This window comes from Bacteroides togonis, assembly GCF_900130135.1.
GTDB classification, from domain to species: domain Bacteria; phylum Bacteroidota; class Bacteroidia; order Bacteroidales; family Bacteroidaceae; genus Bacteroides; species Bacteroides pullorum.
On record NZ_LT670820.1, the window covers coordinates 260,286 to 287,222 of the forward strand.

Sequence of the window (26,937 nt, forward strand, 5' to 3'; positions counted from 1 at the left end):
AAAGATGCGTTGGCGGGGAATACCCGTCAGCGCATCTTTTTTATATGCCTGTGTATCGCAAAGGTTTAATGCGTATTTAGATAGCTCTCTATATTATTCAAGGCCTTTTGGGATAGGCGTTCTATGCTTTGAATGGACTTACCGGAGATATAGGGCGTGTAAAGAACGTTGGGAAAGGGAGTGAGTTCTTCTGCCAATGTTCCCATACCCGTAGCGTCACATAGATAATAATTGGAAGAACACTCTTGAAGCCATTTCTTTAAAGCTTCTGTTTGAAAAGTGGCTCCAACGGAGGTGTTGACCAGTATTTTCCCGTTCCCCATCAGGTGGAACTCATTTTCGCCTAGCAGGTAGTTGTTACGAGGCAAGCAGGTACAAACAATTTCTGCTTCGTTTAATAGCTTGTCCAGTGGTCGGTATGTGACGCCTTTGGCTTCTGCATCGGGTTTACGGGTACGACTGTAGTAACACAGATTGGCTCCAAAAATTTGAAGGGCGTCTGCTATCATGCCGCCGGTTTTCCCCAAGCCAATGATGCCTACTTTTCTTCCTGTCAGTTCGGTACTTTCTTTTTCCCAGCGGATGCCTCCGAAACCATGGAGTAGCCGCACCAATTCGCTGATTACATATTCGACAACTCCTTCGTCGCCATAGTCTTTTACTCCTAATACGGTGATCCCCCTACGTCGTGCTTCGATGACATCGACATTGCTACTTTCCGGATTGTAGAGCGTACAACACATGCCGATGTAGCGCAGATTGGGGCAAGCATCAAGCACGTTGCGGCGGATAGGGGTACGAAAAGATACCAGCAGGCAGTCGGCAGCACTGATGCGGCGGATTATTTCACTTTCTTCGGTAGGGAAATCGTGGTAGATTTCTACTTCTTCACCTAATGAATGGAGACGGGCAAGAGCATTGGCATTGAGTAGGGTTTCGTCTACTGCTACTATTCTTTTGAATGTCATATCTTCTTCTGGTTAGTTTTTTGCAAAGTTAGCTTTTATCTCCTAAGAAAACTAATTTAAAAACTCGCTTTTTTTCCGTATATTTGTGCCCGCTTTTATTTATTATGACTTTCAAATGAAGAATATACGCAACTTTTGTATCATAGCCCATATTGACCACGGGAAATCGACACTGGCAGACCGACTGCTGGAATTTACCAATACTATTCAAGTGACCGAAGGCCAGATGCTGGACGACATGGATCTGGAGAAGGAACGAGGGATTACTATTAAGAGCCATGCTATTCAGATGGAATATGTGTACAAGGGTGAGAAATATATCCTGAACCTGATTGACACGCCGGGACATGTGGACTTCTCGTACGAAGTGTCACGCTCTATTGCTGCCTGTGAAGGAGCGTTGCTTATTGTGGATGCATCACAGGGGGTGCAGGCGCAGACTATCTCAAACCTTTATATGGCCATTGAACATGATCTGGAAATTATCCCTGTCATCAACAAATGTGACATGGCCAGTGCCATGCCCGAAGAAGTGGAAGATGAGATCGTGGAACTTCTTGGCTGCAAGCGCGAGGAGATCATTCGTGCATCGGGCAAGACGGGCATGGGTGTGGAAGAGATATTGGCTGCCGTTATCGAACGCATTCCCCATCCCGAAGGCGATGAAAATGCTCCGTTGCAGGCGCTGATTTTCGACTCGGTGTTCAATTCCTTCCGTGGTATCATTGCCTATTTTAAAATAGAGAACGGTATCATTCGTAAGGGAGATAAGGTTAAGTTCTTCAATACTGGCAAGGAGTATGATGCCGACGAGGTAGGCGTGTTGAAGATGGACATGGTGCCTCGAGACGAACTGCGAACGGGTGACGTGGGTTATATTATTTCAGGTATCAAGACTTCACGTGAGGTGAAAGTCGGCGATACCATTACACACATTGCCCGTCCGTGCGACAAGGCTATTGCAGGCTTTGAGGAAGTGAAGCCGATGGTGTTTGCTGGTGTCTATCCTATCGAGGCTGAAGATTTCGAGGACCTGCGTTCTTCGTTGGAGAAGCTCCAACTGAATGACGCGTCGCTGACTTTCCAACCCGAATCTTCGTTGGCCTTGGGCTTCGGTTTCCGTTGTGGCTTCCTTGGTCTGCTTCACATGGAGATTGTTCAGGAACGTCTGGACCGTGAATTCGATATGAACGTCATCACCACCGTGCCCAACGTTTCTTATAATGTTTACGACAAGCAGGGACATGTCATGGAGGTACACAACCCCGGCAGCATGCCCGATATTACGATGATAGACCATATCGAGGAGCCTTATATCCGTGCTTCGGTCATCACGACCACCGACTACATCGGACCGATTATGACTCTTTGTCTTGGCAAGCGCGGCGAACTGGTGAAGCAGGAGTATATTTCGGGCAACCGTGTGGAAATATACTATGATATGCCATTGGGTGAAATCGTTATCGATTTCTATGATAAGCTGAAGAGCATCTCCAAAGGATATGCTTCGTTCGACTATCATCCCAACGGTTTCCGTCCGTCCAAACTGGTGAAGTTGGACATCCTGCTCAATGGTGAGCCGGTAGATGCCTTGTCTACGCTGACGCACTTTGACAATGCTTATGAACTGGGCCGTCGCATGTGTGAGAAACTGAAGGAACTCATCCCGCGTCAGCAGTTCGAAATAGCTATTCAAGCAGCTATCGGTGCCAAGATCATTGCTCGCGAAACCATTAAGGCTGTGCGTAAGGATGTGACGGCCAAGTGTTATGGCGGTGACGTGAGTCGTAAGCGCAAGTTGCTGGAAAAGCAGAAACGAGGTAAGAAACGCATGAAGCAGATTGGCAACGTGGAAGTGCCGCAGAAGGCGTTCCTGGCTGTGCTGAAGTTGGATTAACTATTACTTTTATTTTACATATATAACCCCCTAATCGAGGCTATTTATGATTATTTTACGTTCCATGAAAAACATCTCGTCGCTCAATCTTGTGGCGAGTGTTTTGTTGTTTGTGACAGCTATTCTGGCTGCCGTAGTGGCTAATTCTTCGTTGGCACCTGCCTATAACAGCTTTTTGTCCCATGAGCTGCATTTACGAATAGGCGATTTCAATCTGTTTTCGCATGGAGGCCATCCGCTGACCATGTTGCAATTCATCAATGACTGTCTGATGACCATCTTCTTTTTGGCTGTCGGACTTGAAATCAAGCGTGAGCTGTTGGTGGGAGAGTTGTCTTCGTTTCGCAAGGCAATCCTGCCTTTTATTGCCGCATGTGGCGGTATGATTTTGCCGGTTGTCATTTATTTCCTTTTGGTAGAACCCAGTTCTCCAGAAATGCAAGGAATGGCTATTCCGATGGCTACTGATATTGCTTTCTCACTAGGCGTGTTGAGCTTGCTGGGTAAGCGTGTTCCCTTGTGTCTGAAGATTTTTCTCACGGCCTTTGCTGTGGTCGATGACATTGGTGGTATTTTGGTAATAGCTATTTTCTATAGCGGGCATGTGTCTTATTGGTATCTGGTAGCGGCTTTTATTCTTTATCTTTTCCTTTATTATATGGGACGCATGGGTGTGACAGAAAAGCTGTTTTATCTGTTTTTTGGTGTCATTATCTGGTATCTGTTCCTGCAGTCTGGTATTCACAGTACCATTTCGGGTGTGATTCTTGCTTTTGTGATACCGGCTCGTCCTCGTCTGGATGCAGGCAAATATATAGAGAAGATACGTGGTATCATTGATGAGTTTCCGGTGGTGAACTCGGATCATATTGTATTGACTAAAGAACAAATCGCTAAATTGAAACGGGTGGAAAGGGCTTCGGACCATGTCATCAGTCCCCTCCAGTCGTTGGAAGACAATCTGCATGGCCTTGTCAACTTTGTCATTCTTCCTTTGTTTGCTTTTGCCAATGCCGGAGTGGTTTTGGGTAGTGGCGATAGTTTGGTTGGAAATGTGAGTACGGCTGTTGCTGTTGGACTTCTGGTTGGTAAGTTCTTGGGTATTCTGGTCTTTACCTGGGCTGCTATCAAGTTTGGGGTGGCTCGTATGCCCGAAGGTATGAATTGGAAAAACCTGACGGGTGTTTCGTTGTTAGGAGGAATTGGTTTTACGGTTTCTCTTTTCATTGCCAATCTCTCGTTTGCTGAATGCCATCCAGAATTACTTAATCAGGCGAAATTTGGTGTTTTACTCGGAACGGTACTTTCAGGTTTTCTGGGTTATCTGGTTTTGAATAAAGTGTTACCTCAAAAGATAGAAAAATAATTCTTGAGGCTATTGTTTATAAGGTTTCTCAATAGGAATATTCGTTAGACTACTGCTAACTTTAGTTAATCTACTGCAATTTATAGTTGATAAACTAATATGTTTAGTTGTTTGTTTGAAAATAATTGTTATCTTTGCATTGTTCAATGATGTAAAGCAAGACGATTATGAAACGACTGACCGTAAAAGAAGAAGAAATCATGCGGATGTTCTGGGAACATGGTCCTATGTTTGTCCGCGAACTCCTGGTTTTCTATGAAGAACCGAAGCCTCACTACAATACCGTGTCTACGCTGGTGCGCGGGTTGGAAGAGAAAGGATTCGTGGGTTATAAGGCCTACGGTAATACCTACCAGTATTATCCGCTGGTGTCGGCGAAGGACTACAAGCGTTCGGCACTGAACGAGGTTGTGGCCCATTACTACGACAATTCCTTTGCCAACGTTGTCTCCGCCTTTGTCGAAGAGGAGGGCATGCCGCTCGACGAGCTGAAGGAGCTGATAGCGCGGATTGAAAACAAACGCCAAGCCTGACAGGGATATGGGTGCCTTTCTGTTCTATCTGTTCAAGTCTACGCTCTGCCTGGCGATGCTTTATCTGCTCTTCCGGCTGTGCTTCAGGGGTGATACGCTGTTTCGCACCAACCGCTTTCTGCTGTTGGGCGGTACGGCTGGCTGCCTGTTGCTGCCTTTGGTGCAGGTAGACGTACCGCAGGAAAGCCTGTGGCAACGCCCTTTGGTAGCGGTGGAAGCCGTATTGACGAAACCTTTGGCGGAGGAAGCCTCGGCAGAAGGTACGTTGTCCGAAGCAGATGCGGACTTGATGCGCCTTGCAGAGACCGCTGGGTTGACAAAGACATCGCGGTCGGAAACGTCGTTTGACTGGTTGTACATGCTGGTGACTCTTTATGCAGGTGGAGCGGTGATGACGTTGGGTTTCTTTCTGCTTTCGCATGGACGTATGCGGCAGTTGGTGCGCCGTTGTTCCGTTAGGGAGTGTGGCGGCTACCGGCTGGTCATCGGTCCGTGCGGACAACAATCCTTCAGTTGGGGGCGGACCGTCGTCCTCTCGCAGGAAGACTATGAGCAGAACCGCGAAACGGTGCTGCTGCATGAGCGGATGCACCTGCACTACTGCCACACGGCTGACCTGCTGTGGATGGAACTGCTGATTGTGTTCCATTGGTTCAACCCTGCCGCCTGGTTGCTGATGCGCGAACTGTGCGAAGTGCACGAGTTTGAAGCAGACAGCGGCGTACTTTCTCATGGCATCGATGCCACTCAATATCAACTTTTGCTCGTGAAGAAATCCGTCGGCACAAGGCTCTACTCTATGGCCAGCGGATTTGGACACAGCAAGCTAAAACAACGTATCAATATGATGTTAAAGAAAAGAACCAACGGACTGGCTCGACTGAAGCTGTTGCTTTTCGTGCCGGTGGTGTCGGGGACGCTCTATGCGTTTGCCCGGCCCGAAGTGAAGAACGCGGTGGAACAGGTGGTGAAGCCGCAAGTCTGCGAACCCTTGCAGGACACCGTCCGTCAGGACGAGCGCGAACTGTTGGAGCAATATTTTGCGCGGAAGTTCAGAGAAGGCGGAGGTAGCGTAGCTCCTGCCCTGGGAGAGGCGGCACACACGCTCTTTGTTAACATGAGAAATCAGATTATGATAGACCGGCAAGGGGCAAAGACTGATTGTGCCGACTTTATCCGCAAGCATCTGGCCGACGCCTTGCGGAAAGATTATCAACAGGCAAAACAGTCGGGACAGCCGTTCCGTTCCGATTTGCAGATACGCTACGACCGCGGGACGACTACCGAAGCCATGCGCCTCTATCTGCGTACGGTGAAGGAAGTCTATCAGCAGCTTCGCCGGGAGGTCGCTGTCGAGCTGGGTACAACAGATGAAGCCGCTCTGGACAAAGCATTCCCCATCCTTGTCACGTTTGCAAAGCCGAAGGAATATAAGAAAATGGTGGTGGACGCTGCGGAGAAACTACCGCTGGAAGTGACGCTGCTTGTTTCCGGCCAAAGCAAGACACTGAAGAACTTTTCCTTGGACGAACTTCGGAAAGAAATGAAGGCCTTCCGTTCCGGCAAGTCCGATATGACCATCTCGCTGAAGGTGGACAAGGACATTCCGATGGGGGTAGTGCAGGATGTGAAAGAAGAGTTGAGGAAAGGATTTAGGAAGTAGGTATGAGGTATGGATGAGCCCTGTCAGGCTGCCCTTACGGATGAATCAAGATCTTGTAATCTTCGTCCGAGGGGGCAGTGTGAAAGGGTTTTTACAACACGGTCTGTTATTGGTTTGAAGTGTTCTTCTTCAGCCATTCTGTTCGGCGCTGGTCGGGTAGATGTTTGATGGAAAAATCTTCAAATAGTGCGCTGAATCCATTGCCGTCGGGACTGGCTCCCATGATACCTACCATGACGGGACGGTTGTCTTGTAGCCAGGCATTTCGCATCATGGTATATTCTTTATCGTCGAAGGAATAGAAAATTTCTACGGCATCCAGCCTTCTGATCGCCTTAATCCAGATAAAGGGTATAGGTTTTTCCAGCGGAATGATGCTCCAGTCACTCGTATGATGGGTTACAACCGTACTCAGATTGTATTTCCCGTCCACAAACTCGATACCGGCCTTGATATAATTCTCATGATCGATACGCAGCATCAGTCCTGCCTGGTCGAAACGGGCCTGATAATCACCCGATATTTTCACCTTGACTTCAAACTCCCCTCCGCGCAACGCATACAGGAAAGGGGCATCATCTACGGTAAATCCATAATGGGATATCCGCCAATAGTCAGTTTGTGGTGTGACATCCATCAGGAGCGTGTTGTTCTTGATTTCCCACTGTTCCGGTTCGTTGAACCATTGCATCTTTTCCAATGATTGTGCCATGCAGACACATGAAGCGGCAACCATACATCCGCTTAACAACATTGACTTCTTCATATTCATATAAATTTTTATGTAATCTTTTCCGTTTACCGTGAATAACTATTCTTTTTTTACCTTTGCAAAGGTAAATCGTTGTAAACGAACCTGCAATGATTAATAATAACCATTCTTTTTCGGACAGATGGATACTGTGGATATATTGAACAAAGAATTTTCCATGCAAGACTTTACAGGAGACCAGCCCTATGATGAAATGCTGGTCAGATACAAGGATATTGCCTGTAACTATGCTCGGATGGAGAATGTGATTGCTGTATTGAGTGACTTGCGTACCCGATCCAGCTATATCTATTATGGTGGCTTCTCGCAAATGCTTGAAAGAGGAGGAAGGAAACGGGAGGATAAAGTTTCTTCCATTTGGGAAAAAGAACTTTTCGGGCTTATGCATCAGGATGATTTGGAGAACAAGCACTGGCAGGAACTTTGTTTCTACCATTTCATGAAACGGCAGCCCAAAAGAAAACGTTCCGATTATTATCTGGCCAGCAAGATACGAATGATGAGCTGCACGGGAAGTTATCTGTCTGTGTTGCATCGGATGTTTTATGTTCTGCTTCCTTCCAGTGACAGCCTTTGGCTGGCATTGTGCCTGTACGGTCCTCTAACCATTGAACTTCCTTCACAGTGCATGATAGTCAATTCTGTTACGGGACATGTCACAGAACTGGAAAAACAAAATAGCAAGAAGATATTGTCTGCCAGGGAAAGGCAGATATTGACTATGATAGACAAAGGTTTGACGAGTAAGGAAATAGCCAGACTGCTTTCTATCAGTATAAATACGGTCAGTCGTCACAGACAAGAAATTTTAGCTAACCTGCAAGTGAAGAATTCTATCGAGGCTTGCAGGATAGCTAAAGATCTGAAGTTGATTTAAGTAAGGTTTGTTCGTCTATTCCTTGATTCGTATCAGCGCATTCGCTACGATGGCAGTCAGGCCGCCCGTAGTGATGCCCGATGCGAAAATGTTGCGCAATGTTTCGGGGAGTTGGCACAGTATTTCGGGCACTAGTTCAACGCTCAGTCCCAGCGAGAAGCTGACGGCAATGACCAGCGTGGCCTTGCGGTTCATCTCCTGCGCGGCGATGATGCGGATACCTGCTGCTGCCACCGTGCCGAACATCAGCAGCGTAGCACCTCCCAATACCGGTTCGGGCATCAGCGAGAATACCAGTCCTACAGCGGGGAACAGTCCCAGTACAACAAGCATGCCTGCTATGTAGTAGCCCACGTAGCGGCTGGCTACGCCCGTCAGCTGTATCATGCCGTTGTTTTGTGCAAACACCGAATTGGGGAAGGCACAGAGCATGCCCGAAATCATGGAGTTGAAACCGTCGGCAAAGATGCCGCCCGACGCCCGTCGGATGAAGACTTCGCCCTCGACCGGTTCGCCCGAAATCATGGAATTGGCCGTGATGTCGCCGTACGCCTCGATAGCCGTGATGACAAAAATCAGTGCCAGTGCCAGTACGGCAGACAGGCTGATATCCAACCCGAAACGGAAGGGGTGGGGGACGGTGACACCGCCGAAACTCTGTACCAAATCGAAGTCAATCATGCCCATCAGCCACGCCACGACGTAGCCCGTAGCCAGGCCGATGACGATGGAGCTCATGCGCAGGTACCGGTTACTGCTTCGGTTGAAGATCAGAATAAGTACCAGTACCAAGGCTGCCAGGCCTACGTAGCGCAGGCTTCCAAATGTTCCGTCGGCCTGGGCTGCTGCACCACCTCCGCAGGCCGTGATACCCACCTTGATGAGGCTCATGCCGATGAGGGTCACTACGATGCCCGACACGAGCGGGGTGATAATCTTTCGTGTGTACTTCAGCAGGCGGCTGATAATCATTTCTACCGAAGCGGCTGCCATGCACGATCCGAAGACCAGTGCCAGTCCGCCCGTGGTGCCCGCAGCAATGATTGGGCCAATGAACGAGAAGCTGGTACCCTGGATGCACAGCAGCCCCGTACCAATAAAGCCGAAGCGGCGGCATTGCACGAAGGTGGCGATGCCCGAGGCGATGAGGGCCATGGATACGAGATAGCCCGTTGTTTCAGTATCAAGTTTCAGTGCGCCCGAGATGATGAGCGGCGGTGTGATGATGGCCACGAAGATGGCCAGTAGATGTTGCAGTGCGGCGAAGAAAGCTTCGCGGAAAGGTGGGCGGTCGTTCAGACCATAGATGAGGCCGTTCTTCAGCGTTGTTTGTGGTTGTTCTTCCATATATCGAAAATGTGAGAGGCGCGGATGGTACGGTTGCTTTCAGGCAAGCAGTCCGTGCGCTCCGCGCCTTTGATGATGAAAAAAGGTTTATCTGATCTTGATTTCGCAGTTGTCCAGACTTTCTATGATAGCCAGGCTCTCTACGTGGATGCCTGCCGCACGCAGTTCGTCGCCTCCGTGCTGGAAGGCCTTTTCAATGATGAAGCCCATGCCGACCAGCTCGGCGCCGGCCTGTTTCACCAGTTCGATGATACCTTTGGCTGCGTTTCCGTTGGCCAGGAAGTCGTCGATGAACAGCACCTTGTCGCCCGGACAGAGGAAATCGCGGCTGACACAGACATCATACGTGCGCTGCTTGGTGAAGGAGAAGACCGAGGTGGCCAGCATATTCTCCATCGTACTGGGCTTTTTCTTCTTGGCAAAAACGACGGGGAGTTCGAGCAGGTAGCCTACCATGATGGCCGGAGCAATTCCGCTGGCCTCTACCGTGATGACTTTGTTGATTTGGGTTGATGCGAAACGGCGTACGAATTCTACGCCTATACTTTTCATCAGGATGGGGTCCATTTGATGGTTGATGAAGTTGTCTACTTTCAGGATTCCTCCGGGGAAGCAGCGTCCGTCGCGAAGGATGCGGTCTTTCAATGTCTTCATTGCCTTATTCTTTTGTTGTTGTTTGGTTCAGTTCGGATGTTTCTTCTGTCTTTTCTTCCTCTTCTCCGGCCGGCAGAAGTCGGGGCGATATGCGCTTCTTGGGTGTCAGGCTCATGCCACGCAGCTGTTCAGCCTGTCGGACGACGCTACCCGCTCCGTCCGACAGCTGGTTCAAAGCTTTGTCGTAGTCCTTCTGAAGGCTGCCCAGACGGTCGCCCAAGGTGAGGAACGTGTCGGTGAAGCCGGCAATCTTTTCGTAGAGCGACGTGCCCCGCTTGATGATGGCCTGCACGTTCTTTACCTGATTCTCGCGTTTCCACAGGTCAAGCGAGAGGCGCAGGGCACTGATGAGGTTGGTGGGGCTCATCAGGACGACCTTCTTGTTATAGGCATATTCCCACAGGTTGGCGTCGCTCTGTACGGCCAGCAGATAGGCTCCTTCGGTAGGGATGAACATCATGACAAAGTCGGGTGCCTTGACGTCGTAGTGCGAGTAGTCCTTGCGGCTCAGTTCGTCGATGTGGGCACGGACGGACTGCAGATGTGCCTTCAGGCAGCGGGCTTGCTCTTCCTTATTCTCGGCGGCGGTATAGGTGGCGTAGGCCGATAGGGAAACTTTGGAGTCGATAATCATTTCACGGTCATCGGGATAGCGGACGATGATGTCGGGCTGCATGCGCTGACCGCTTTCTTCGTTGGTCAGTGCTTCACCCCGCTCGTCGCGCAGGAACTCCTGGCGGACGTAATGTTCGCCTTCGATGAGGCCCGATGCCTGGAGCAGGCGTTCCAGAATGACTTCGCCCCAGTTACCCTGCATTTTCGAGTCGCCCTTCAGGGCGCGGGTCAGGTTGTTGGCCTCTTCGCTCAGGCGGTTGTTCAGTTCCACAAGGTCCTTGATGCGTTCGCCCAGTGAGAAGCGTTCCTTGGCTTCGGTGTTGTATACCTGTTCTACCTTTTCGCGGAAGTCTTTGAGATTTTCACCCAAGGGGCGGAGCAGATTGCCGATGTGTTCGGCATTGAGTCGCTTGAAGTCGTCGGCCTTGTTTTGGAAGATGCGGTTGGACAATGCTTCGAACTCAGTGTTCATGCGGCGGTGCAGTGCTTCGGCCTCTTCACGCTGTTCGGCCAGGCGCTTTTCCAGTTGCTGCCGTTGTTCGGCCAGTCGTTCGGCGAATTGTTGTTCACGGCTGCTGTTCTGTTCATTGAACAACCTCTCCTGTTCAGCCAGGCGGTTGGCAAAAAGACGTTCCTGCTCGGCCAGTCGTTCACCAAACTGTTTTTCTTGTGCGGCCAGTCGTTCGGTGTTTTGCTGCCCGATGGCTTTCAACCGCTCCTCGGCAACCGCTTTCTCTCGTTCGATGCGTTCGTTGGTCGTACGGTTCAGCAAGTCTTCACGTTGCTGTGCGGCTTCAAGCTGCGCTTTCAGTGCGGTGGATTTACGTCCCGCAACCAACATTCCGATACCTGTCCCGACGCCCAGTCCTATAATCAGTAATACGATTTCCATGATGTACAATATTATGTCCGTTTGTTAAAACCAATCCCCGCCGGTTATCTTTGTGGCTGCAAAGCCTGCCGCATCTTTTCAATCAGTTCGGGAGTGCCGCTAACAGGCTTGCGGGTCAGCAGGAAGGCAAAGTTCTCGGCCAGTATTTCTTCGGGATTGATGATGTAGTTGGTATTCCTTCCTACCTGTTCAAAGAAATTCTCTGCATCCTTTATTCCGTATATCACCGTTTTTCCGTCTTTCTGTTCTGCCTTACCGTCTTTCAGCGGCATCAGGCCGATTGTCAGATAATTGAAGAAGCTGCCTCCTTCGTATGGCTTGTTGGCATAAATTAGCATCGCACAGGGACGTTCTTCACCCTTGATGCGAAAACGGGCGTAACTGTCGAAGCGGTTGACATCGGGATTAGTAATCACCACATCGCGCAAATCGGCCGGTACTTCAAATTCTTCAGGTACGATGTTGAAGCCGATGAGCTTGTACATTTTCTCACGGAAATCCGGATTGTTGCGTGTCAGCACATGGAAAAGTTCGTGTGCCAGCAGATAACTTGCTTGCTGGGACTTCATGCGGGCTATTTGTTCTTCCACTACGATGTAGTCCATACGAGTATATCCGCCTGCACCGCCTTCTTCGGCCATGGTTGTTTTCAGAATTCTGATTTCCTGCGGAAGAGTCAATGACAGGTTCAGGGCTTTGATGTGGCTGTTCAGTGAATCGGCCGCTTCTTGCATGCGTTGTTTGTCCTCCTTGCTCCAGTCGCGTGCCTGATCGGCAATGAAACGCATCAGCTCCTGCCGAGTGCCTCCTTTTTTGCCCAACCGGGCTTCGTAATCGAAACGACTCCACTGACGGGTGGTAGCATCTTCTTTCGAAAGCAGAGTACGGGCTTCGTTGGCATCTATGTAATGCAGATTGATTTGTGCATACATATCTGTTGCACAAAGGCTAAGAGATAAAAGTGCTGTAGTCAGAAATTTTTTCATGCGAAGATGTCTCCTTATTCTGTCAGCACTTCGTTTCCGTTCTCGGTAATCAGCACCATACTTTCCCACTGAGCTGAGGGCAGGCCGTCGTCGGTGCAGACGGTCCATCCGTCGGCTTCGTCGATGAATACTTCATAACTGCCCATGTTGATCATTGGTTCGATGGTGAACGTCATGCCCGGCACGATCATCATGCCTGTACCTCGTTTGCCGAAATGCTCTACGTCGGGCTCTTCGTGGAATTTGACACCGCATCCGTGGCCGCACAGGTCGCGTACCACACTGTAGCCGTTTTTCTCGGCATGTTCCTGGATGGCGGCACCTATGTCTCCCAGGCGTGTCCAGGGCTGTGCCATGCGTACGCCGATGTCGCGGCATTCGCGGGTCACTTCAACGAGACGTTTCATTTCGGGACTCACTTCGCCGATCATGAACATGCGTGAGGCGTCGGAGAAGTAGCCTTTGTAGATGGTCGATACATCGACGTTGACGATGTCGCCGCTCTTTAGGATTTCCTTGGTACTGGGGATGCCGTGACACACAACGTCGTTGATGCTGGTGCATACGCTCTTCGGGTAACCTTCGTACATGAACGGTGCAGGAATGGCATCGTGATCGGTTGTGAAGCAGTAGACCATGTGGTCTATCTCAGCGGTGGACATGCCTTCGCGGATATTCTCAGAAATATAGTCGAGCAGGGCGGTATTGATTTTGGCACTTTCACGGATACCAGCCAGTTGCTCTTCGGTACGGAGCAGGTGGCGTTGTGGCAGGCGGACGCCTTCATGTTTATACTGTTGTATTTTAGCTTCTACTTCATCGGAATAGTTTCTGGGAGTGAAGCGGGCTCCCTTTATCAGTTTCTTCATAGTGAAAACTCCTTTTTATTTAGTTGTGCAAAAGTACGTAATTCCTTTGGGAAACGGGCGGACTTGTGCAGGAAAATGATAGGTTTGTGTTTTTGGTCGCATTTAGCAGATTTGTAACGTCTTCTCAACACCGTTGCAATAAGGTTTGTGCACTTTTGCAATGCCAAATAAAAATAGGAGGAATGATTATGCAACTGAATCAGAATGATTACACTGTAGAAGCTGCCGCCGGCGGCGGATTCTTTGCTTACTACATGAACAACCTGTTGTGCAGCGCGTACGGCGAAACGCCGGATGAAGCTTGCGAGAACTTGGAACGTGTCGTAGACGATTTTGTCAGCGATATGTTCATGGTCGAAGAATATATCTGACCTCGATACGGAGAGAGGCATTTCTTACGTAAATTCATATATTCTCTTTTGGATTCCGCATCTGCGTGATGCAGGTGCGGATTGATTTGAAATCTTTATTTGTGGAATACACATCTATTATATACATTGAAGTCCTATGAAAGTATTGTTCATCATTCAGGGCGAAGGGCGGGGACATCTCACCCAAGCTATTACATTGGAAGGCATACTGCGCCGTAATGGTTACGACGTGGTCGAGGTGCTGGTGGGCCAGAGTAGTTCGCGTCGTCTGCCCGGCTTCTTCAACCGGAACATCAAGGCGCCCGTCAAACGTTTCCTGAGTCCAAATTTTCTGCCTACACCGGCTAACCGCCGGGTAAGCCTGACACGCAGTGTGGTTTACAACCTGTTGCGTTTGCCTGCCTACTTCCGCAGTATGCGTTACATAGATCGTCGTATTCGAGAAACGGAAGCCGAACTTGTTGTCAACTTCTATGAGCTGCTTACGGGACTGACTTATTTCTTTTTCCGTCCATCGGTGCCGCAGGTCAGCATCGGACATCAGTATCTTTTCCTGCATCCTGAATTTCACTTTCCGCAAAAAAGTGGATGGAGTCTTTCTCTGTTGCGCTTCTTCACCCGTCTGACCAGTATCGGAGCCTGCCGCAGATTGGCGTTGTCATTCCGTCCGATGGATGACAGTCCGGCTTCACGCATTCGTGTGGTTCCTCCGCTGCTGCGGTCGGAAGTGTTGGCTTGTGAGAGCGAAAGGGGCGACTACCTGCACGGCTACTTGCTTAACGCGGGTTTTGCCGACGACGTCTTGGGGTGGCACAGCCGCCATCCGCGTGTACCTCTCCATTTCTTTTGGGACAAGCCTGGTGAAGAAGAGACGTGCTGCATGGACGACACGCTGACTTTCCACCAGATAGACGACATGAAGTTTCTGCGCTACATGTCCGGCTGCCGTGCCTACGCCACGACGGCGGGGTTCGAGTCGGTCTGTGAAGCCATGTATCTGGGAAAGCCGCTGCTGATGGTGCCTGCCCACATCGAGCAGGACTGCAACGCCTACGACGCCGCACGGACGGGAGCGGGCATCGTGGCCGATTCGTTCGACCTGCAACGTCTGCTTGACTTCGAACGCAACTATCGTCCGAACGTGGAGTTCCGCTATTGGGTGCGGAGTGCCGAGCGCATCATCCTGGAGGCGCTGGAGGAAGCTGTACATTCCGGTCGGTTACCTCTGGGAGTACCGTATGAATATTGTAACGGATTTGAAATCTGAATGTAATACCCGTCCTCTACTTTTGCGGAAAAATAATGAAACTTATGGCAAAAAGGACGGTCAACAAGAAAAACTTGTCGGAGGCATATGTGGAGCGTGATCTGAGTTGGATGTATTTCAACCGACGCATTTTACAGGAGGCCACCAAGCAACAGATCCCGCTGCTGGAACGGTTGGGATTTCTGGGTATTTACTCAAACAATCTGGACGAATTCTTCCGCGTGCGTATGGCGACGCTGAGCCGCATCGCCGAGTGTGAGGACCGGAGTGTGAAGGCCGAACGCGAACATGCCCGGCAGCTCATCAAGCAGATCACCAAGCTGAACAACAAGTACGCCAAGGAGTACGAACTGGCCATTCGTGATGTCACCCAGCAGCTGCGTGCCGAGCATATCTGCCTTTTGAAGGAGGATGAACTTGACGAAGAGCAGCAACAGTATGTGCGTACGTTCTTCCGCCAGCAGCTGAGCGGATTTGTCAGTCCCGTGTGGATTTCGGCGGTGAAGCAGCTGGCCGACGAAACGGACGAGAACATCTACCTGGCCGTCAAGATGCAGGCCGAACATAAGAAGCAAGCCGAGTATGCTTTGATCGAACTGCCTGTTTCGGTCTGCGGACGTTTTGTGCGACTGCCCGACAAGAACGGCAACAACTACCTGATGTACCTGGACGATGTCATCCGGTTCTGTCTTCCGATCATCTTCAGCGGACTGAACTACGACCACTTCGAAGCGTATGCCTTCAAGTTTACGAAGGATGCCGAGATGGAGATAGACAACGACCTGCGCAACGGCATGTTGCAGAAGATATCCAAGGGAGTGAAGAGTCGGAGGAAAGGCGATGCCTTGCGCGTCATCTACGACGCCGCCATGCCGAAAGACCTGCACAAGCGTGTGATGAACATGCTGAATCTCGACAAGCTGGACACGGTGCTGGCCGGAGGTCGTTATCATAACCACAAAGACCTGATGTCCTTCCCCGATTGCGGCCGGAAGGACTTGAAATACCCACGTTGGGAACCCTTGGTACGTCCTGAACTGGATAGCGGCGAGAGCCTGCTGCGGCTGGTGCAGAAGGGCGACCGTTTCATCCACGTGCCTTACCATAGCTTCGACTACTACATCCGCCTCTTGCAAGAGGCCGCCATCCATAAGGAGGTGAAGAGTATCAAGACCACGCTCTACCGCCTGGCCAAGGACTCGAAAGTGGTGCGCGCCCTTATCTGTGCCGCCCGTAACGGCAAGAAGGTGACGGTCGTCATCGAATTGCTGGCCCGCTTCGACGAGGCGTCCAACATCAGCTGGTCGAAGAAGATGCAGGATGCCGGCATTCATGTCATCTTCGGCGTGGAGAACCTGAAAGTGCACTCCAAAATCACCCACATCGGCATGAAGAACGGGCTCGACATCGCCTGCATCAGTACGGGAAACTTCCACGAAGGCAATGCGCGCGTCTATACCGACTACCTGCTGATGACGGCTGCCCGCAACGTGGTGCGCGATGTCAACTCCGTCTTTACCTTCATCGAGAAGCCCTATGTACCTGTCTCCTTCAAGGAACTGCTCGTCTCGCCCAACGAGATGAAGAAACGTTTCCTCCGTCTGATAGACAACGAAATCAAGAACCGCCAGCAGGGAAAGCCCGCCTATATCCGTGTCAAGATCAACCACATCACGGACACGGACATGGTGCGGAAGCTCTACGAGGCGTCGGCCAGTGGCGTGCCTGTCGACCTGCTTGTGCGAGGCAACTGTTCGCTGGTCACCGGCATCCCCGGCGTGAGCGACACGATACGCATCTGCGGCATCATCGACCGCTATCTGGAACATTCGCGCATCTTCATCTTTGCCGCCGGAGGCGAGGAAAAATGCTTCATCGGTTCGGCCGACTGGATGCCCCGCAACCTGGACAACCGCGTAGAGGTCGTGGCGCCCGTCTACGACCCCGCCATCAAGGCCGACCTGGCCCGTGTCATCGACTACGGCTTGCGCGATACGATGCAGGGACGCATCGTCGACGGCAGGGGAAGGAACGAGCCTTGGACGACAGGCGAGGAGAGTCCTTTCCGTTCGCAAGAGGAGTTGTACCGGTATTATAAGGAGGCGAACCGGCTCCTGCCACTCGATCCGGCCGAATAATCTGCTGCGAAAGCTTCCCGCAGCGTGCAGGACGGAATCGCGGAGCGCGAAAGCTTCCCGCAGCGTGCAGGACGGAATCGCGGAGCGCGAAAGCTTCCCGCAGCGTGCAGGGCGGAATCGCGAACTGCGAAAGCTTCCCGCAGCGTGCAGGACGGAATCGCGGAGCGCGAAAGCTTCCCGCAGCGTGCAGGACGGAATCGCGGAGCGCGAAAGCTTCCTGCAGCGTGCAGGACGGAATCGCGGAGCGCGAAAGCTTCCCGCAGCGTGCAGGACGGAATCGCGAAACAGGCAAATGATGTTCAACCTGAAAGAAATAAGAAAAAGATATGTGTAAGAAATGTTATGCCGCCATCGATATCGGCTCGAACGCCGTGCGGCTCCTGATTAAGAAAGAAGAAGAAAACGAAAACCTGGTCAGCCGTCGGCTGTCGAAGGTGATGATGCTCCGTGTGCCCCTCCGTCTGGGTTTCGACGTCTTCTCGCTGGGCGAGCTTTCGGACGGCAAAGCCGTGAAACTGCGTCGCCTGATGAAAGCCTTCCGCCAGCTGATGAAGATATACGAAGTGACCGACTATCGCGCTTGCGCCACCTCGGCCATGCGCGACGCCCGTAACGGCAAGGCCGTCATCAAGAAAGTACTGAAAGATACGGGTATCCGCATCGAAATCATCGACGGACAGGAAGAGGCCCGCATGATTTACAACAACCACGTGGAGTGCCTCGAAGACCGTACCGGCAACTACATCTACGTCGACGTGGGCGGTGGAAGCACCGAAATCAATCTCCTGACGAACGGCGTGCTGGTACAGTCGCTTTCCTACAACGTAGGTACCGTGCGCATGTTGAGCAACGCAGTGCGCGAAGAGGTCTGGGAACAGATGAAAGACGACCTGACTCGCCTGACTGCTGACTTCCCCGACATCAACATCATCGGTTCGGGCGGCAATATCAACAAGCTTTATCGTCTGGCCACCAAGAAAGACAAAAAGCTCCAGCGGATGCCCATTGCCTCCTTGCAGGAACTCTACGACCAGCTCAGCCCCCTGACGCCCGAGCAGCGCATGAAGGAATTCAGCCTCAAGGCAGACCGTGCCGACGTCATCGTCCCCGCCGCGCGGATATTCCTGACCATTGCCGAAACGGTAAAGGCGCAGTACGTCCACGTGCCCGTCATCGGTTTGGCCGACGGCATCATCGACAGCCTCTACTCCAGCAACAACCTGCCGGAGTAAAGGCTGCTCCGTTAGAGGAAACCTACAATCTTGAAGTGCAGGTTTCCTCCGGACTTGAAGGGACGGTAGAGGACATCGTGGCAGACATACAGTATCTCTCCTTTTTTCTTAATCCGGTACACGCCGGTTTCTGGCAAGAGAGGCACAATCATGCCTGTTTCGGGGCGTACCACGACGTAACTTGCATTGGCATAGCGGTAGAAAATACCTTCTGCAAAAAAGTAGGGTGCATGATTGAAGCTGATACTTATGCAGTGCTGGGGACGTTCCCTGTAATGTGTCCCTACGGGCGGCATCGGTCTTCTGGGTGGACGGTGACCGTGAACTTTGTGAGGCGGCTCGGGTTTCCGGTGATGGACTTTATGAGGCGGTTCGGGCTTCTTGTGGTGAGGTTTCTTTGTTTTGTGGTCTTTAGGATCTTTATCAGTCACGGCAGTCGGATTAGAGGCCTCGACACTCATCGTACAGGTAGGCAGGTAGCCGAAAGAAAGCGCAGCTGCCAATAAAAGGATAGTTGTAGATTTCTTCATAATCGTCATTTTTTAAGTTAAGTTTCTTATTTTGTTAGACAATGTCATCGTCGGAAAGTTTAAATGCCTTTGGCAAAAAGCTTGTCTCATCCTGTTTTTTTCATTATGTTTGCCGCCGTTATCAATAAAAACAGATTTATGAAAACTTGTAATTTTGTGAAAATGCTGACAGCCTGCATGCTGTCATTCCTCTTTCTGTCGTGTGGTGACGATATCGTCTATGAAACCATTAAGAATACAGATGAAGGCTTGTGCGACAAGACTTGGATCATGCAGACCGAACAGGATGGTGCCGTAGTGCGCCAATATAAGCTGACTTTCTATTCGAAAAACCAGAAGGGACAAGAATTGACCGTGACGTACGACGAAGATGGAAAGACTTCCGTAGATCGGGAATTTTCATGGAGATGGGTAGATAATAGCAAAGAAGCTTTGCTCCTGACATTTACTACCGGCGAGAAAGTGTTCGAAAACGTATGGGTACGCGAACATTACCTTTCTGGCAGATTGGACGGAGAAATCATCGTGCTGACAGAAGAAGGTTATTGACGGCACTCTATCATCATTCGGCTTGAAATACGAACGCCATGGATTTACACTTTTCAATCCTGTAAATCCATGGCGTTTTTTATATCTGGGAAACCGTTGGGATGGTCGTGTCAGTTCATTTCTTTACCAGCAGGTTCTTGAAGCTGGGTGGATAGGGCGTTTCAAATTCCATCTTTTCTCCGGTGACGGGATGATAGAAGCAGAGCTTGAATGCATGGAGCGCCAAACGGCCGATGGGGTTGAGGTCTTCGATGCCATAACGTCCGTCACCAATGATGGGGTGTCCCAAGTCCTGCATGTGGACGCGTATCTGGTTCTTTCGCCCTGTTTCAAGATGCAGTTCGACGAGTGAATATCCGTTGGCCCGCTTGATAGTGCGGTAATGTGTGATGGCTTCCTTTCCGCCGTCATCCGATGGACTGGAGTAAACATACAGTGTTCGGTCCGTCAGCCAGGAGCGGACGATGCCGCTGTCTTTTTCCATTTCACCTGCCACGACGGCCACGTAACGGCGGTCAAATACAATCTGATGCCAATTGTCGCGCAGTGTATGCTGCGTCTTTTCATCTTTGGCAAACATCATCAGTCCGGAAGTGTCACGGTCGAGGCGGTGTACTACGTAGACGCGGTTGTTACGTCCCGAACGCTTCAGATATTCGTTCAGGATGGTACAGGCGGTACGCTCCTTCTGCCGTTCGGTACTGACCGAGAGCAGCCCTTGCATTTTCTCTACAACGATGAGATAGGCGTCTTCGTAGACAATTTTCAGCAGCTTGTGGCGGAACTCACGGTTGCCCTTGTCGCGGCTGATTTGTACCTTCATTCCTGGTTGCAGGGGAAAATTATATTGGGTGGTGATGACGTTGTCTACAAACACAATACGTTTGCTCAGAAGCGATTTCAGCTTGGTACGGCTTGCCTGAGGCATCTTGGCTGCCAGAAATTCCATCAGTTCCATCGACTCTTTGACAAAGTAATCCGTATATTGGGCACGAGCCCTTGCAGTTATTTTTTCTTTTGACACGTGAAGAGATTTTTATTGGTTTTCAGTTGCAGATTGTTCTTTCAGTTCAAGCAGTACAACATTTTCCACATGGTGTGTATGGGGAAACATATCAACGGGTTGTATGGCTTTGACGCGGTACTTCACATCCAGCAGTTGCAGGTCACGGGCTTGTGTAGCGGGGTTACAGCTGACATAGACAATGCGTTGGGGTTGTGCTTCCAGAATAACGTTGATGACGTCGGGATGCATGCCTGCGCGGGGTGGGTCAGTGATGATGACATCGGGCCGTCCGTACTGGCTGATAAAGTCCTGTGTCAGGATATCTTTCATGTCGCCGGCAAAGAAGAGTGTATTGTCGATGCCGTTGATTTCTGAATTTACTTTTGCATCTTCGATAGCTTCGGGCACGTACTCGATACCGATGACTTGGCGTGCCTGTCGGGATACAAAGTTTGCAATGGTTCCTGTGCCTGTATAAAGATCGTACACCAGTTCGTTACCGGTTAGTCCAGCAAAGTCGCGTGCTACCTTGTACAGTTTATAGGCTTGTTCTGAATTTGTTTGGTAGAACGATTTGGGCCCTACTTTGAAGCGCAACCCTTCCATCTCTTCGAAGATATGATCCTTGCCCTTGAATGTTTGCACATCGAGGTCGGTAATTGTGTCGTTCACCTTATTGTTTATTATATATAATAAGGAGGTGATCTCGGGGAACGAGTCGGCCACGTATTGAAGCATCGCTTTGAACTGTACCATTTCTTCGTCTCGTTCGATGCGGCACACTAATATAACCATCAGTTCACCTGTCGAAGAAGTACGTATGATAAGGTTGCGCAGCATACCTTCGTGGGTACGGATATTGTTGAAGGTATAGTTATGTTCGTATGCGTAGTCGCGGATTGCATTACGGATACGGTTGGATATATCGTCCTGAAGCCAGCATTTTTCAATGGCCAGTACCTTGTCAAATGAGTTGGGAATATGGAAGCCCACAGCGTTCATCTGTTCATACACCACGTCTTGTTCTACCTCTTCAGTTGTAAGCCAACGTTTGTTGGAGAATGTATATTCCAGTTTGTTTCGATAAAATTCTGTCTTGTCTGAACCTAAAATGGGAGAAACTTCCGGTAATTGCACTTTCCCGATACGCGTCAGGTTGTCGGTTACCTGTTTTTGCTTATACTTGATTTGTTCAGCATAAGGAAGTACTTGCCATTTGCATCCGCCACATACGCCATAGTGCTGGCAGAATGGAACGGATCTTTTGGGGGAGTATTCGTGGATTTTTACCGCTTCTGCTTCGGCGTAGTGATGTTTCTTTCTTTTGATTTGTAAGTCGACTATATCTCCAGGTACAACATAAGGTACGAAGATAACCAGATCATTTACTTTTGCGATGGCTTTTCCTTCGGCAGCCACGTCTGTTATTGTTACCTTTTCCAGTAGAGGAAGTTCTTTTCTCTTTCTTGCCACTTTTACACCAGTCTAATAAATTCTGCTGCAAAAATAGCTATTTTTCGGTAAATATTAATGTTTTGGAGAAATAATAAAGATTGCAATGTCGAAATTGCATTTTTATCTAAAATTCTTGTGCAAAAAGTTTTATAGTATGTGAAATATATTTAGCTTTGCGCACATGAATTGAGAAAAGCACATTCAAAACCTTTTTAATATTATGGATAAAAAAAGAGTTTATACCTTTGGAAATGGCCATGCAGAAGGCAAGGCCGACATGAGAAATCTGTTGGGTGGTAAAGGTGCGAACCTGGCCGAAATGAATCTGATTGGAGTGCCGGTACCTCCGGGATTTACCATTACAACAGAAGTTTGTACTGAGTACAACGAAATGGGACGCGACAAAGTGGTTGAATTGTTGAAAGAAGATGTTGAAAAAGCCATATCACATGTGGAAAGCCTGATGTCTTCCAAGTTCGGTGATGTGGATAATCCGCTGTTGGTATCTGTACGTTCGGGTGCCCGTGCTTCTATGCCGGGTATGATGGATACTATTCTGAACCTGGGTTTGAACGATGAGGTTGTGGAAGGCTTGACCCGTAAGACGGGTAATGCGCGTTTCGCATGGGATTCTTATCGTCGTTTTGTACAGATGTATGGCGATGTTGTGTTGGGTATGAAACCGACCAACAAGGATGACATCGATCCGTTTGAAGCTATTATTGAGGACGTGAAGCACGCAAAAGGCGTGAAGCTGGATAATGAATTGGAGGTGGAAGACCTGAAAGAACTGGTAAAGCGCTTCAAGGCCGCTGTAAAAGAACGTACCGGACAGGACTTCCCGACATGTGCTTACGAACAGCTGTGGGGCGCTATCTGTGCAGTATTTGATTCTTGGATGAACGAACGTGCCATCCTCTATCGTAAGATGGAAGGTATACCCGATGAATGGGGTACGGCTGTTAATGTCCAGGCGATGGTATTTGGTAATATGGGTGATACTTCAGCTACAGGTGTTTGTTTCAGCCGTGATGCCGCTACGGGTGAAGACCTGTTCAATGGCGAATATCTGATTAACGCGCAGGGCGAGGACGTGGTAGCTGGTATACGTACGCCGCAGCAAATCACTAAGATTGGTTCACAACGTTGGGCTGAGCTGGCAGGTATCAGCGAAGAAGAACGTGCATCCAAATATCCTTCCATGGAAGAGGCTATGCCTGAAATCTATAAAGAACTGGATGCTCTGCAGACGAAGCTTGAAAACCACTATCGCGATATGCAGGACATGGAGTTCACTGTACAGGAAGGCAAACTCTGGTTCCTCCAGACACGTAACGGTAAGCGTACAGGTGCTGCTATGGTGAAGATTGCTATGGATTTGCTTCGTCAGGGTATGATCGACGAAAAGACAGCTTTGATGCGTTGTGAACCCAATAAGCTTGATGAGTTGCTTCACCCTGTATTTGATAAGTCTGCTTTGAAACAGGCTAAGGTGCTGACTCGTGGTTTGCCTGCTTCTCCGGGTGCTGCTTGTGGTCAGATTGTGTTCTTTGCCGATGATGCAGCTGAATGGCGTGCTGCCGGTAAGCGCGTGGTGATGGTTCGTATCGAAACATCTCCCGAAGACCTTGCTGGTATGGCTGTGGCCGAAGGTATCCTGACAGCTCGTGGCGGTATGACTTCGCATGCTGCTGTAGTAGCTCGTGGTATGGGCAAGTGCTGTGTATCAGGTGCAGGCGCATTGAACGTAGATTATAAAGCTCGTACAGTGGAAGTAGACGGTGTCGTTTTGAAAGAAGGCGACTTTATTTCGTTGAATGGAAGTACGGGTGAAGTATACAAAGGAAAGGTGGAAACGAAGGCTGCCGAGCTGTCCGGCGATTTTGCCGAGCTGATGAAGCTGGCCGATAAATATGCTAAGTTGCAGGTACGTACAAATGCCGATACGCCTCACGATGCTACCGTGGCTCGTAACTTTGGTGCTGTTGGTATCGGTTTGTGCCGTACGGAGCACATGTTCTTCGAAGGCGAGAAGATCAAGGCTATGCGTGAAATGATTCTGGCTGAAGATGCTGAAGGCCGTCGTAAGGCGCTGCAAAAGATTCTGCCTTACCAACAGGCCGACTTTAAGGGCATCTTCAAGGCAATGGCGGGCTATCCTGTCACTGTTCGTCTGCTCGATCCGCCTTTGCATGAGTTTGTGCCCCACGATCTAAAGGGACAGCAGGAAATGGCTGAAGCCATGGGCGTTAGTTTGCAATACATCCAACAGCGTGTTGAGGCTTTGTGCGAACACAACCCGATGTTGGGTCACCGTGGCTGCCGTCTGGGTAATACTTATCCTGAAATCACTCAGATGCAGACACGTGCTATCTTGGGCGCTGCTCTTGAACTGAAGAAGGAAGGTGTGGAGACACATCCCGAAATCATGGTGCCGTTGACCGGTATCCTCTACGAGTTCAAGGAACAGGAGAAAGTAATCCGTGCTGAGGCTGCCAAACTGTTTGAAGAAGTAGGTGACAGCATCGAATTCAAGGTAGGTACGATGATCGAAGTACCGCGTGCAGCCCTGACTGCTAATCGCATCGCTTCGTCGGCTGAATTCTTCTCATTCGGTACGAATGACTTGACACAGATGACGTTCGGATACTCACGTGATGATATCGCTTCTTTCTTGCCGGTTTATCTGGAGAAGAAGATCTTGAAGGTAGACCCGTTCCAAGTACTCGACCAAAATGGTGTAGGTCAGTTGGTTCAGATGGCTACTGAGAAGGGTCGTGCCATCCGTCCGGATTTGAAGTGTGGTATCTGTGGTGAACATGGTGGTGAACCGTCATCCGTGAAGTTCTGTCACAAGGTTGGCTTGAATTACGTAAGCTGCTCACCGTTCCGTGTACCTATCGCGCGTCTGGCTGCGGCGCAAGCTGCAATCATGCACACTGACAAGTAATCATTGCTTACTGTAGGCTTAAACCAAATAGCTAAGTTTTTGATTATCAGTACACATATTATGTGGCGCAGGCTGCAATAGAGCATTCGCAAGAATAGCGACTTTATAAAATTAAAACTTGATATCAGGCTGTAATTCACTGCTTTTAGTGGTAATTACAGCCTGAGTTGCGTTTAGGCGGTTCGTACATTTGACCGCATAAAATGAGCCAAATGAACGTATTTGCTTACACTCTGCTTACACCAAATCCCTGTATTGTTTACACCTGCTTACACCAACTTAAAAGGCTATAGCAGCTATAAAATTAAAGTACATATGACAACATTAAAAGTAATGGTGAGAAAGCCAAGAATTGATGGTCTCTATTCCGTGTACATACGGATAGTACACAATCGTAAACCTGGATATATCAAGACCGATAAAATTGTGGACAAGAATCATATTACGAGCAATGGGGAATTGATTGATCCAGTAGTAAATGAATACTGTTCAATGCTCATAAGGCAATATACAGATAGACTAAATCGAATAAATACATCTTTATGGGATGTTAAGGAAGTCATTGATTATTTGCTTAAAACAGCAGAAGAAGTTTGTTTCAGTGAATATGCCAGAACCTTTGTTAGTTGCATGGAAAAAGAAGGCTTTGAAAGAAATGCAAGAAATTATCAACTTGCCGTAAACCATTTGGAACGTTATTTAGGAACAACTCGTATAATGTTCAGCCATCTAACTACAGCAGTTTTGAAAAAATGGATAGAAAATTTGTCTCATACAAAACGAGCAAAAGAAATGTATCCAACTTGTATTCGCCAAATTTTCAAAAAGGCCATTATAGAGTACAATGACGAAGAAAGAGAAATTAAACGTATAAAATTCAATCCGTGGGAGAAAATTACTATTCCAAAATCAGACAACGGTGTACAACGTGCCATCAGTGCCGAAGCCTGCCGTGAGTTTTTCAACCGGCCACTACCGGAAACGAAGATGATTTCTTCCCTACCGGAACTTGCCCGTGATGTGTCGCTTCTCTCCCTTTGCCTTGGTGGCATCAACACGGTTGACTTGTACGAACTCAAAAAGGAGAATTATAAGGATGGTATTATCGGTTACAAACGGGCAAAGACCCGCCACAGCCGCAGGGACGAAGCGTATATTGAAATGCGTGTCGAGCCGTTCATCCAGTCCACATTTGACAAATACCTCTCCCATGATGAGAACGAGGAATACCTGTTCAATTTTCACAAAAGGTACAGTAATTCAGACAGTTTCAATGCAAACGTAAACAACGGAATCCGAAAGATCTGTGCGGATATGGGAATGAAGAAAGAGGACTACTACTGCTACTATACGTTCCGTCATACATGGGCGACCATTGCACAGAATGACTGTGATGCCAACCTTTATGAAGTGGCATTCGGCATGAACCACAGCCACGGACTGAATGTAACGAGAGGGTATGTGAAAATAGATTTTACTCCAGCTTGGGAACTTAATGCAAAAGTAATAGACTTCATCTTTTTCAGCAGTAAGAAAAGTAAGCAAGGCAAAGCCCGTGATATAGAAGAACCGGCAGACAAGATGTTCCGCATATCCAAGAAAATGATGATTTATGGCCGCGCCTATTTTAAGGGTGATGTCGTCAGTGAACTTACTGATATAGGGTTCAGCAATGTGGATCAAGTCATAAGTAAATTGGCAGCAAAACTTCCGAGTGATATTCCAACGGGATGTACAGTACAATTCCGTCTCATGAATTGTGATTCCAAAAAGGAGGTCGTATATGAACGTAGCAAAGGCAAGGGGTTTTAGCAGGCAGTCAGCCAAAGAATTATCAACGTAAAGGGAAGAACTTACCCACCGTTCACAGAGCCGTATCGGTCATACCCGGCAGGTACGGCTTTATCTTTCCCTACCGGTTGAAAATCCTACCCGTCATAATCAGCGTGAAAGCCCGTGTCAGACCTTTGCCCAGCAGGACAAAGAAGTTCCTCACAAAC

At 49.3% G+C, this 26,937-nt stretch carries 22 protein-coding genes; 12 read left to right on the forward strand and 10 right to left on the reverse strand.

The genetic code is table 11. From position 1 onward, the window contains the following. Window positions 1-65: 65 nt before the first annotated feature. Window positions 66-968, reverse strand: a complete 903-nt coding sequence (locus tag BQ8005_RS01195) for a D-isomer specific 2-hydroxyacid dehydrogenase family protein (protein ID WP_075316794.1) — start codon at window positions 966-968, stop codon at window positions 66-68. A gap of 115 nt (window positions 969-1,083) precedes the next feature. Here BQ8005_RS01195 and lepA point away from each other — a divergent pair, with 115 nt between their 5' ends. The 4 genes from lepA (at window position 1,084) to BQ8005_RS01215 (ending at window position 6,427) form a co-directional block, all read left to right on the forward strand. Beyond that, a complete protein-coding gene (lepA, locus tag BQ8005_RS01200) occupies window positions 1,084-2,865 on the forward strand; it encodes a translation elongation factor 4 (protein ID WP_021847669.1) in 1,782 nt (593 codons plus the stop codon). A gap of 46 nt (window positions 2,866-2,911) precedes the next feature. Next, window positions 2,912-4,231 (forward strand): Na+/H+ antiporter NhaA, encoded by a 1,320-nt coding sequence (gene nhaA, locus BQ8005_RS01205; RefSeq protein WP_075316795.1) that lies wholly within the window; start codon window positions 2,912-2,914, stop codon window positions 4,229-4,231. Between the two features lie 167 nt (window positions 4,232-4,398). Beyond that, window positions 4,399-4,764 (forward strand): BlaI/MecI/CopY family transcriptional regulator, encoded by a 366-nt coding sequence (locus BQ8005_RS01210; protein ID WP_075316796.1) that lies wholly within the window; start codon window positions 4,399-4,401, stop codon window positions 4,762-4,764. 7 nt (window positions 4,765-4,771) lie between these two features. Beyond that, entirely contained in the window at window positions 4,772-6,427 is a 1,656-nt protein-coding gene (locus BQ8005_RS01215) for a M56 family metallopeptidase (protein ID WP_075316797.1), read from the forward strand. Window positions 6,428-6,533: 106 nt separating this feature from the next. Here the strand turns inward: BQ8005_RS01215 and BQ8005_RS01220 are convergent, their stop codons facing one another. Next, window positions 6,534-7,193, reverse strand: a complete 660-nt coding sequence (locus BQ8005_RS01220) for a DUF1349 domain-containing protein (RefSeq protein ID WP_075316798.1) — start codon at window positions 7,191-7,193, stop codon at window positions 6,534-6,536. Between the two features lie 163 nt (window positions 7,194-7,356). Here BQ8005_RS01220 and BQ8005_RS01225 point away from each other — a divergent pair, with 163 nt between their 5' ends. Next, on the forward strand, window positions 7,357-8,076 hold the full coding sequence (locus BQ8005_RS01225; protein ID WP_317044822.1) for a response regulator transcription factor: 720 nt from the start codon (window positions 7,357-7,359) through the stop codon (window positions 8,074-8,076). 15 nt (window positions 8,077-8,091) lie between these two features. On the opposite strand, the gene BQ8005_RS01230 is transcribed toward BQ8005_RS01225, so the two are convergent. The 5 genes from BQ8005_RS01230 to map all read right to left on the reverse strand — a co-directional run bounded on the left by BQ8005_RS01230 (window position 8,092) and on the right by map (window position 13,439). Beyond that, window positions 8,092-9,423: a nucleobase:cation symporter-2 family protein gene (locus BQ8005_RS01230; RefSeq protein ID WP_075316800.1), complete on the reverse strand. Its 1,332-nt coding sequence runs from the start codon at window positions 9,421-9,423 to the stop codon at window positions 8,092-8,094. Window positions 9,424-9,510: 87 nt separating this feature from the next. Then, window positions 9,511-10,077: a xanthine phosphoribosyltransferase gene (xpt, locus tag BQ8005_RS01235; RefSeq protein ID WP_021847664.1), complete on the reverse strand. Its 567-nt coding sequence runs from the start codon at window positions 10,075-10,077 to the stop codon at window positions 9,511-9,513. A gap of 4 nt (window positions 10,078-10,081) precedes the next feature. Beyond that, the gene (gene rmuC, locus BQ8005_RS01240; protein ID WP_075316801.1) at window positions 10,082-11,584 is read right to left on the reverse strand and encodes a DNA recombination protein RmuC; all 1,503 of its coding nucleotides are present in this window, start codon (window positions 11,582-11,584) and stop codon (window positions 10,082-10,084) included. 44 nt (window positions 11,585-11,628) lie between these two features. Then, entirely contained in the window at window positions 11,629-12,570 is a 942-nt protein-coding gene (locus BQ8005_RS01245; RefSeq protein WP_075316802.1) for an eCIS core domain-containing protein, read from the reverse strand. 14 nt (window positions 12,571-12,584) lie between these two features. Beyond that, entirely contained in the window at window positions 12,585-13,439 is an 855-nt protein-coding gene (gene map, locus BQ8005_RS01250; RefSeq protein ID WP_075316803.1) for a type I methionyl aminopeptidase, read from the reverse strand. A 182-nt stretch (window positions 13,440-13,621) separates the two neighbouring features. On the opposite strand from map, the gene BQ8005_RS01255 reads away from it, so the two are divergent. The 4 genes from BQ8005_RS01255 to BQ8005_RS01270 all read left to right on the forward strand — a co-directional run bounded on the left by BQ8005_RS01255 (window position 13,622) and on the right by BQ8005_RS01270 (window position 18,447). Then, complete coding sequence (locus BQ8005_RS01255; RefSeq protein WP_234983982.1) at window positions 13,622-13,810, forward strand: hypothetical protein; 189 nt, start codon at window positions 13,622-13,624, stop codon at window positions 13,808-13,810. 136 nt (window positions 13,811-13,946) lie between these two features. Further along, complete coding sequence (locus tag BQ8005_RS01260; RefSeq protein WP_075316804.1) at window positions 13,947-15,077, forward strand: glycosyltransferase family protein; 1,131 nt, start codon at window positions 13,947-13,949, stop codon at window positions 15,075-15,077. Between the two features lie 44 nt (window positions 15,078-15,121). Further along, complete coding sequence (locus tag BQ8005_RS01265) at window positions 15,122-17,215, forward strand: RNA degradosome polyphosphate kinase (RefSeq protein ID WP_075318829.1); 2,094 nt, start codon at window positions 15,122-15,124, stop codon at window positions 17,213-17,215. A gap of 326 nt (window positions 17,216-17,541) precedes the next feature. Then, window positions 17,542-18,447 carry a Ppx/GppA phosphatase family protein gene (locus tag BQ8005_RS01270; RefSeq protein ID WP_075316805.1) on the forward strand — a complete coding sequence of 302 codons (906 nt, stop codon included), beginning with the start codon at window positions 17,542-17,544 and terminating at the stop codon, window positions 18,445-18,447. 11 nt (window positions 18,448-18,458) lie between these two features. Here BQ8005_RS01270 and BQ8005_RS01275 read toward each other — a convergent pair whose 3' ends face one another. Beyond that, window positions 18,459-18,977 carry a DUF6515 family protein gene (locus BQ8005_RS01275; protein WP_159436188.1) on the reverse strand — a complete coding sequence of 173 codons (519 nt, stop codon included), beginning with the start codon at window positions 18,975-18,977 and terminating at the stop codon, window positions 18,459-18,461. A 138-nt stretch (window positions 18,978-19,115) separates the two neighbouring features. Here BQ8005_RS01275 and BQ8005_RS01280 point away from each other — a divergent pair, with 138 nt between their 5' ends. Further along, window positions 19,116-19,526, forward strand: a complete 411-nt coding sequence (locus tag BQ8005_RS01280) for a hypothetical protein (protein ID WP_075318830.1) — start codon at window positions 19,116-19,118, stop codon at window positions 19,524-19,526. A 115-nt stretch (window positions 19,527-19,641) separates the two neighbouring features. Here BQ8005_RS01280 and BQ8005_RS01285 read toward each other — a convergent pair whose 3' ends face one another. Beyond that, window positions 19,642-20,550, reverse strand: a complete 909-nt coding sequence (locus tag BQ8005_RS01285) for an RluA family pseudouridine synthase (protein ID WP_075316807.1) — start codon at window positions 20,548-20,550, stop codon at window positions 19,642-19,644. Window positions 20,551-20,562: 12 nt separating this feature from the next. Beyond that, window positions 20,563-22,005: a 23S rRNA (uracil(1939)-C(5))-methyltransferase RlmD gene (gene rlmD, locus BQ8005_RS01290; protein ID WP_075316808.1), complete on the reverse strand. Its 1,443-nt coding sequence runs from the start codon at window positions 22,003-22,005 to the stop codon at window positions 20,563-20,565. A gap of 202 nt (window positions 22,006-22,207) precedes the next feature. On the opposite strand from rlmD, the gene ppdK reads away from it, so the two are divergent. After that, window positions 22,208-24,937, forward strand: coding sequence for a pyruvate, phosphate dikinase (gene ppdK, locus BQ8005_RS01295; RefSeq protein WP_075316809.1), 2,730 nt, complete (start codon window positions 22,208-22,210; stop codon window positions 24,935-24,937). 315 nt (window positions 24,938-25,252) lie between these two features. Further along, window positions 25,253-26,749, forward strand: coding sequence for a tyrosine-type recombinase/integrase (locus BQ8005_RS01300; RefSeq protein ID WP_022162034.1), 1,497 nt, complete (start codon window positions 25,253-25,255; stop codon window positions 26,747-26,749). The last annotated feature ends 188 nt before the right edge of the window (window positions 26,750-26,937 follow it).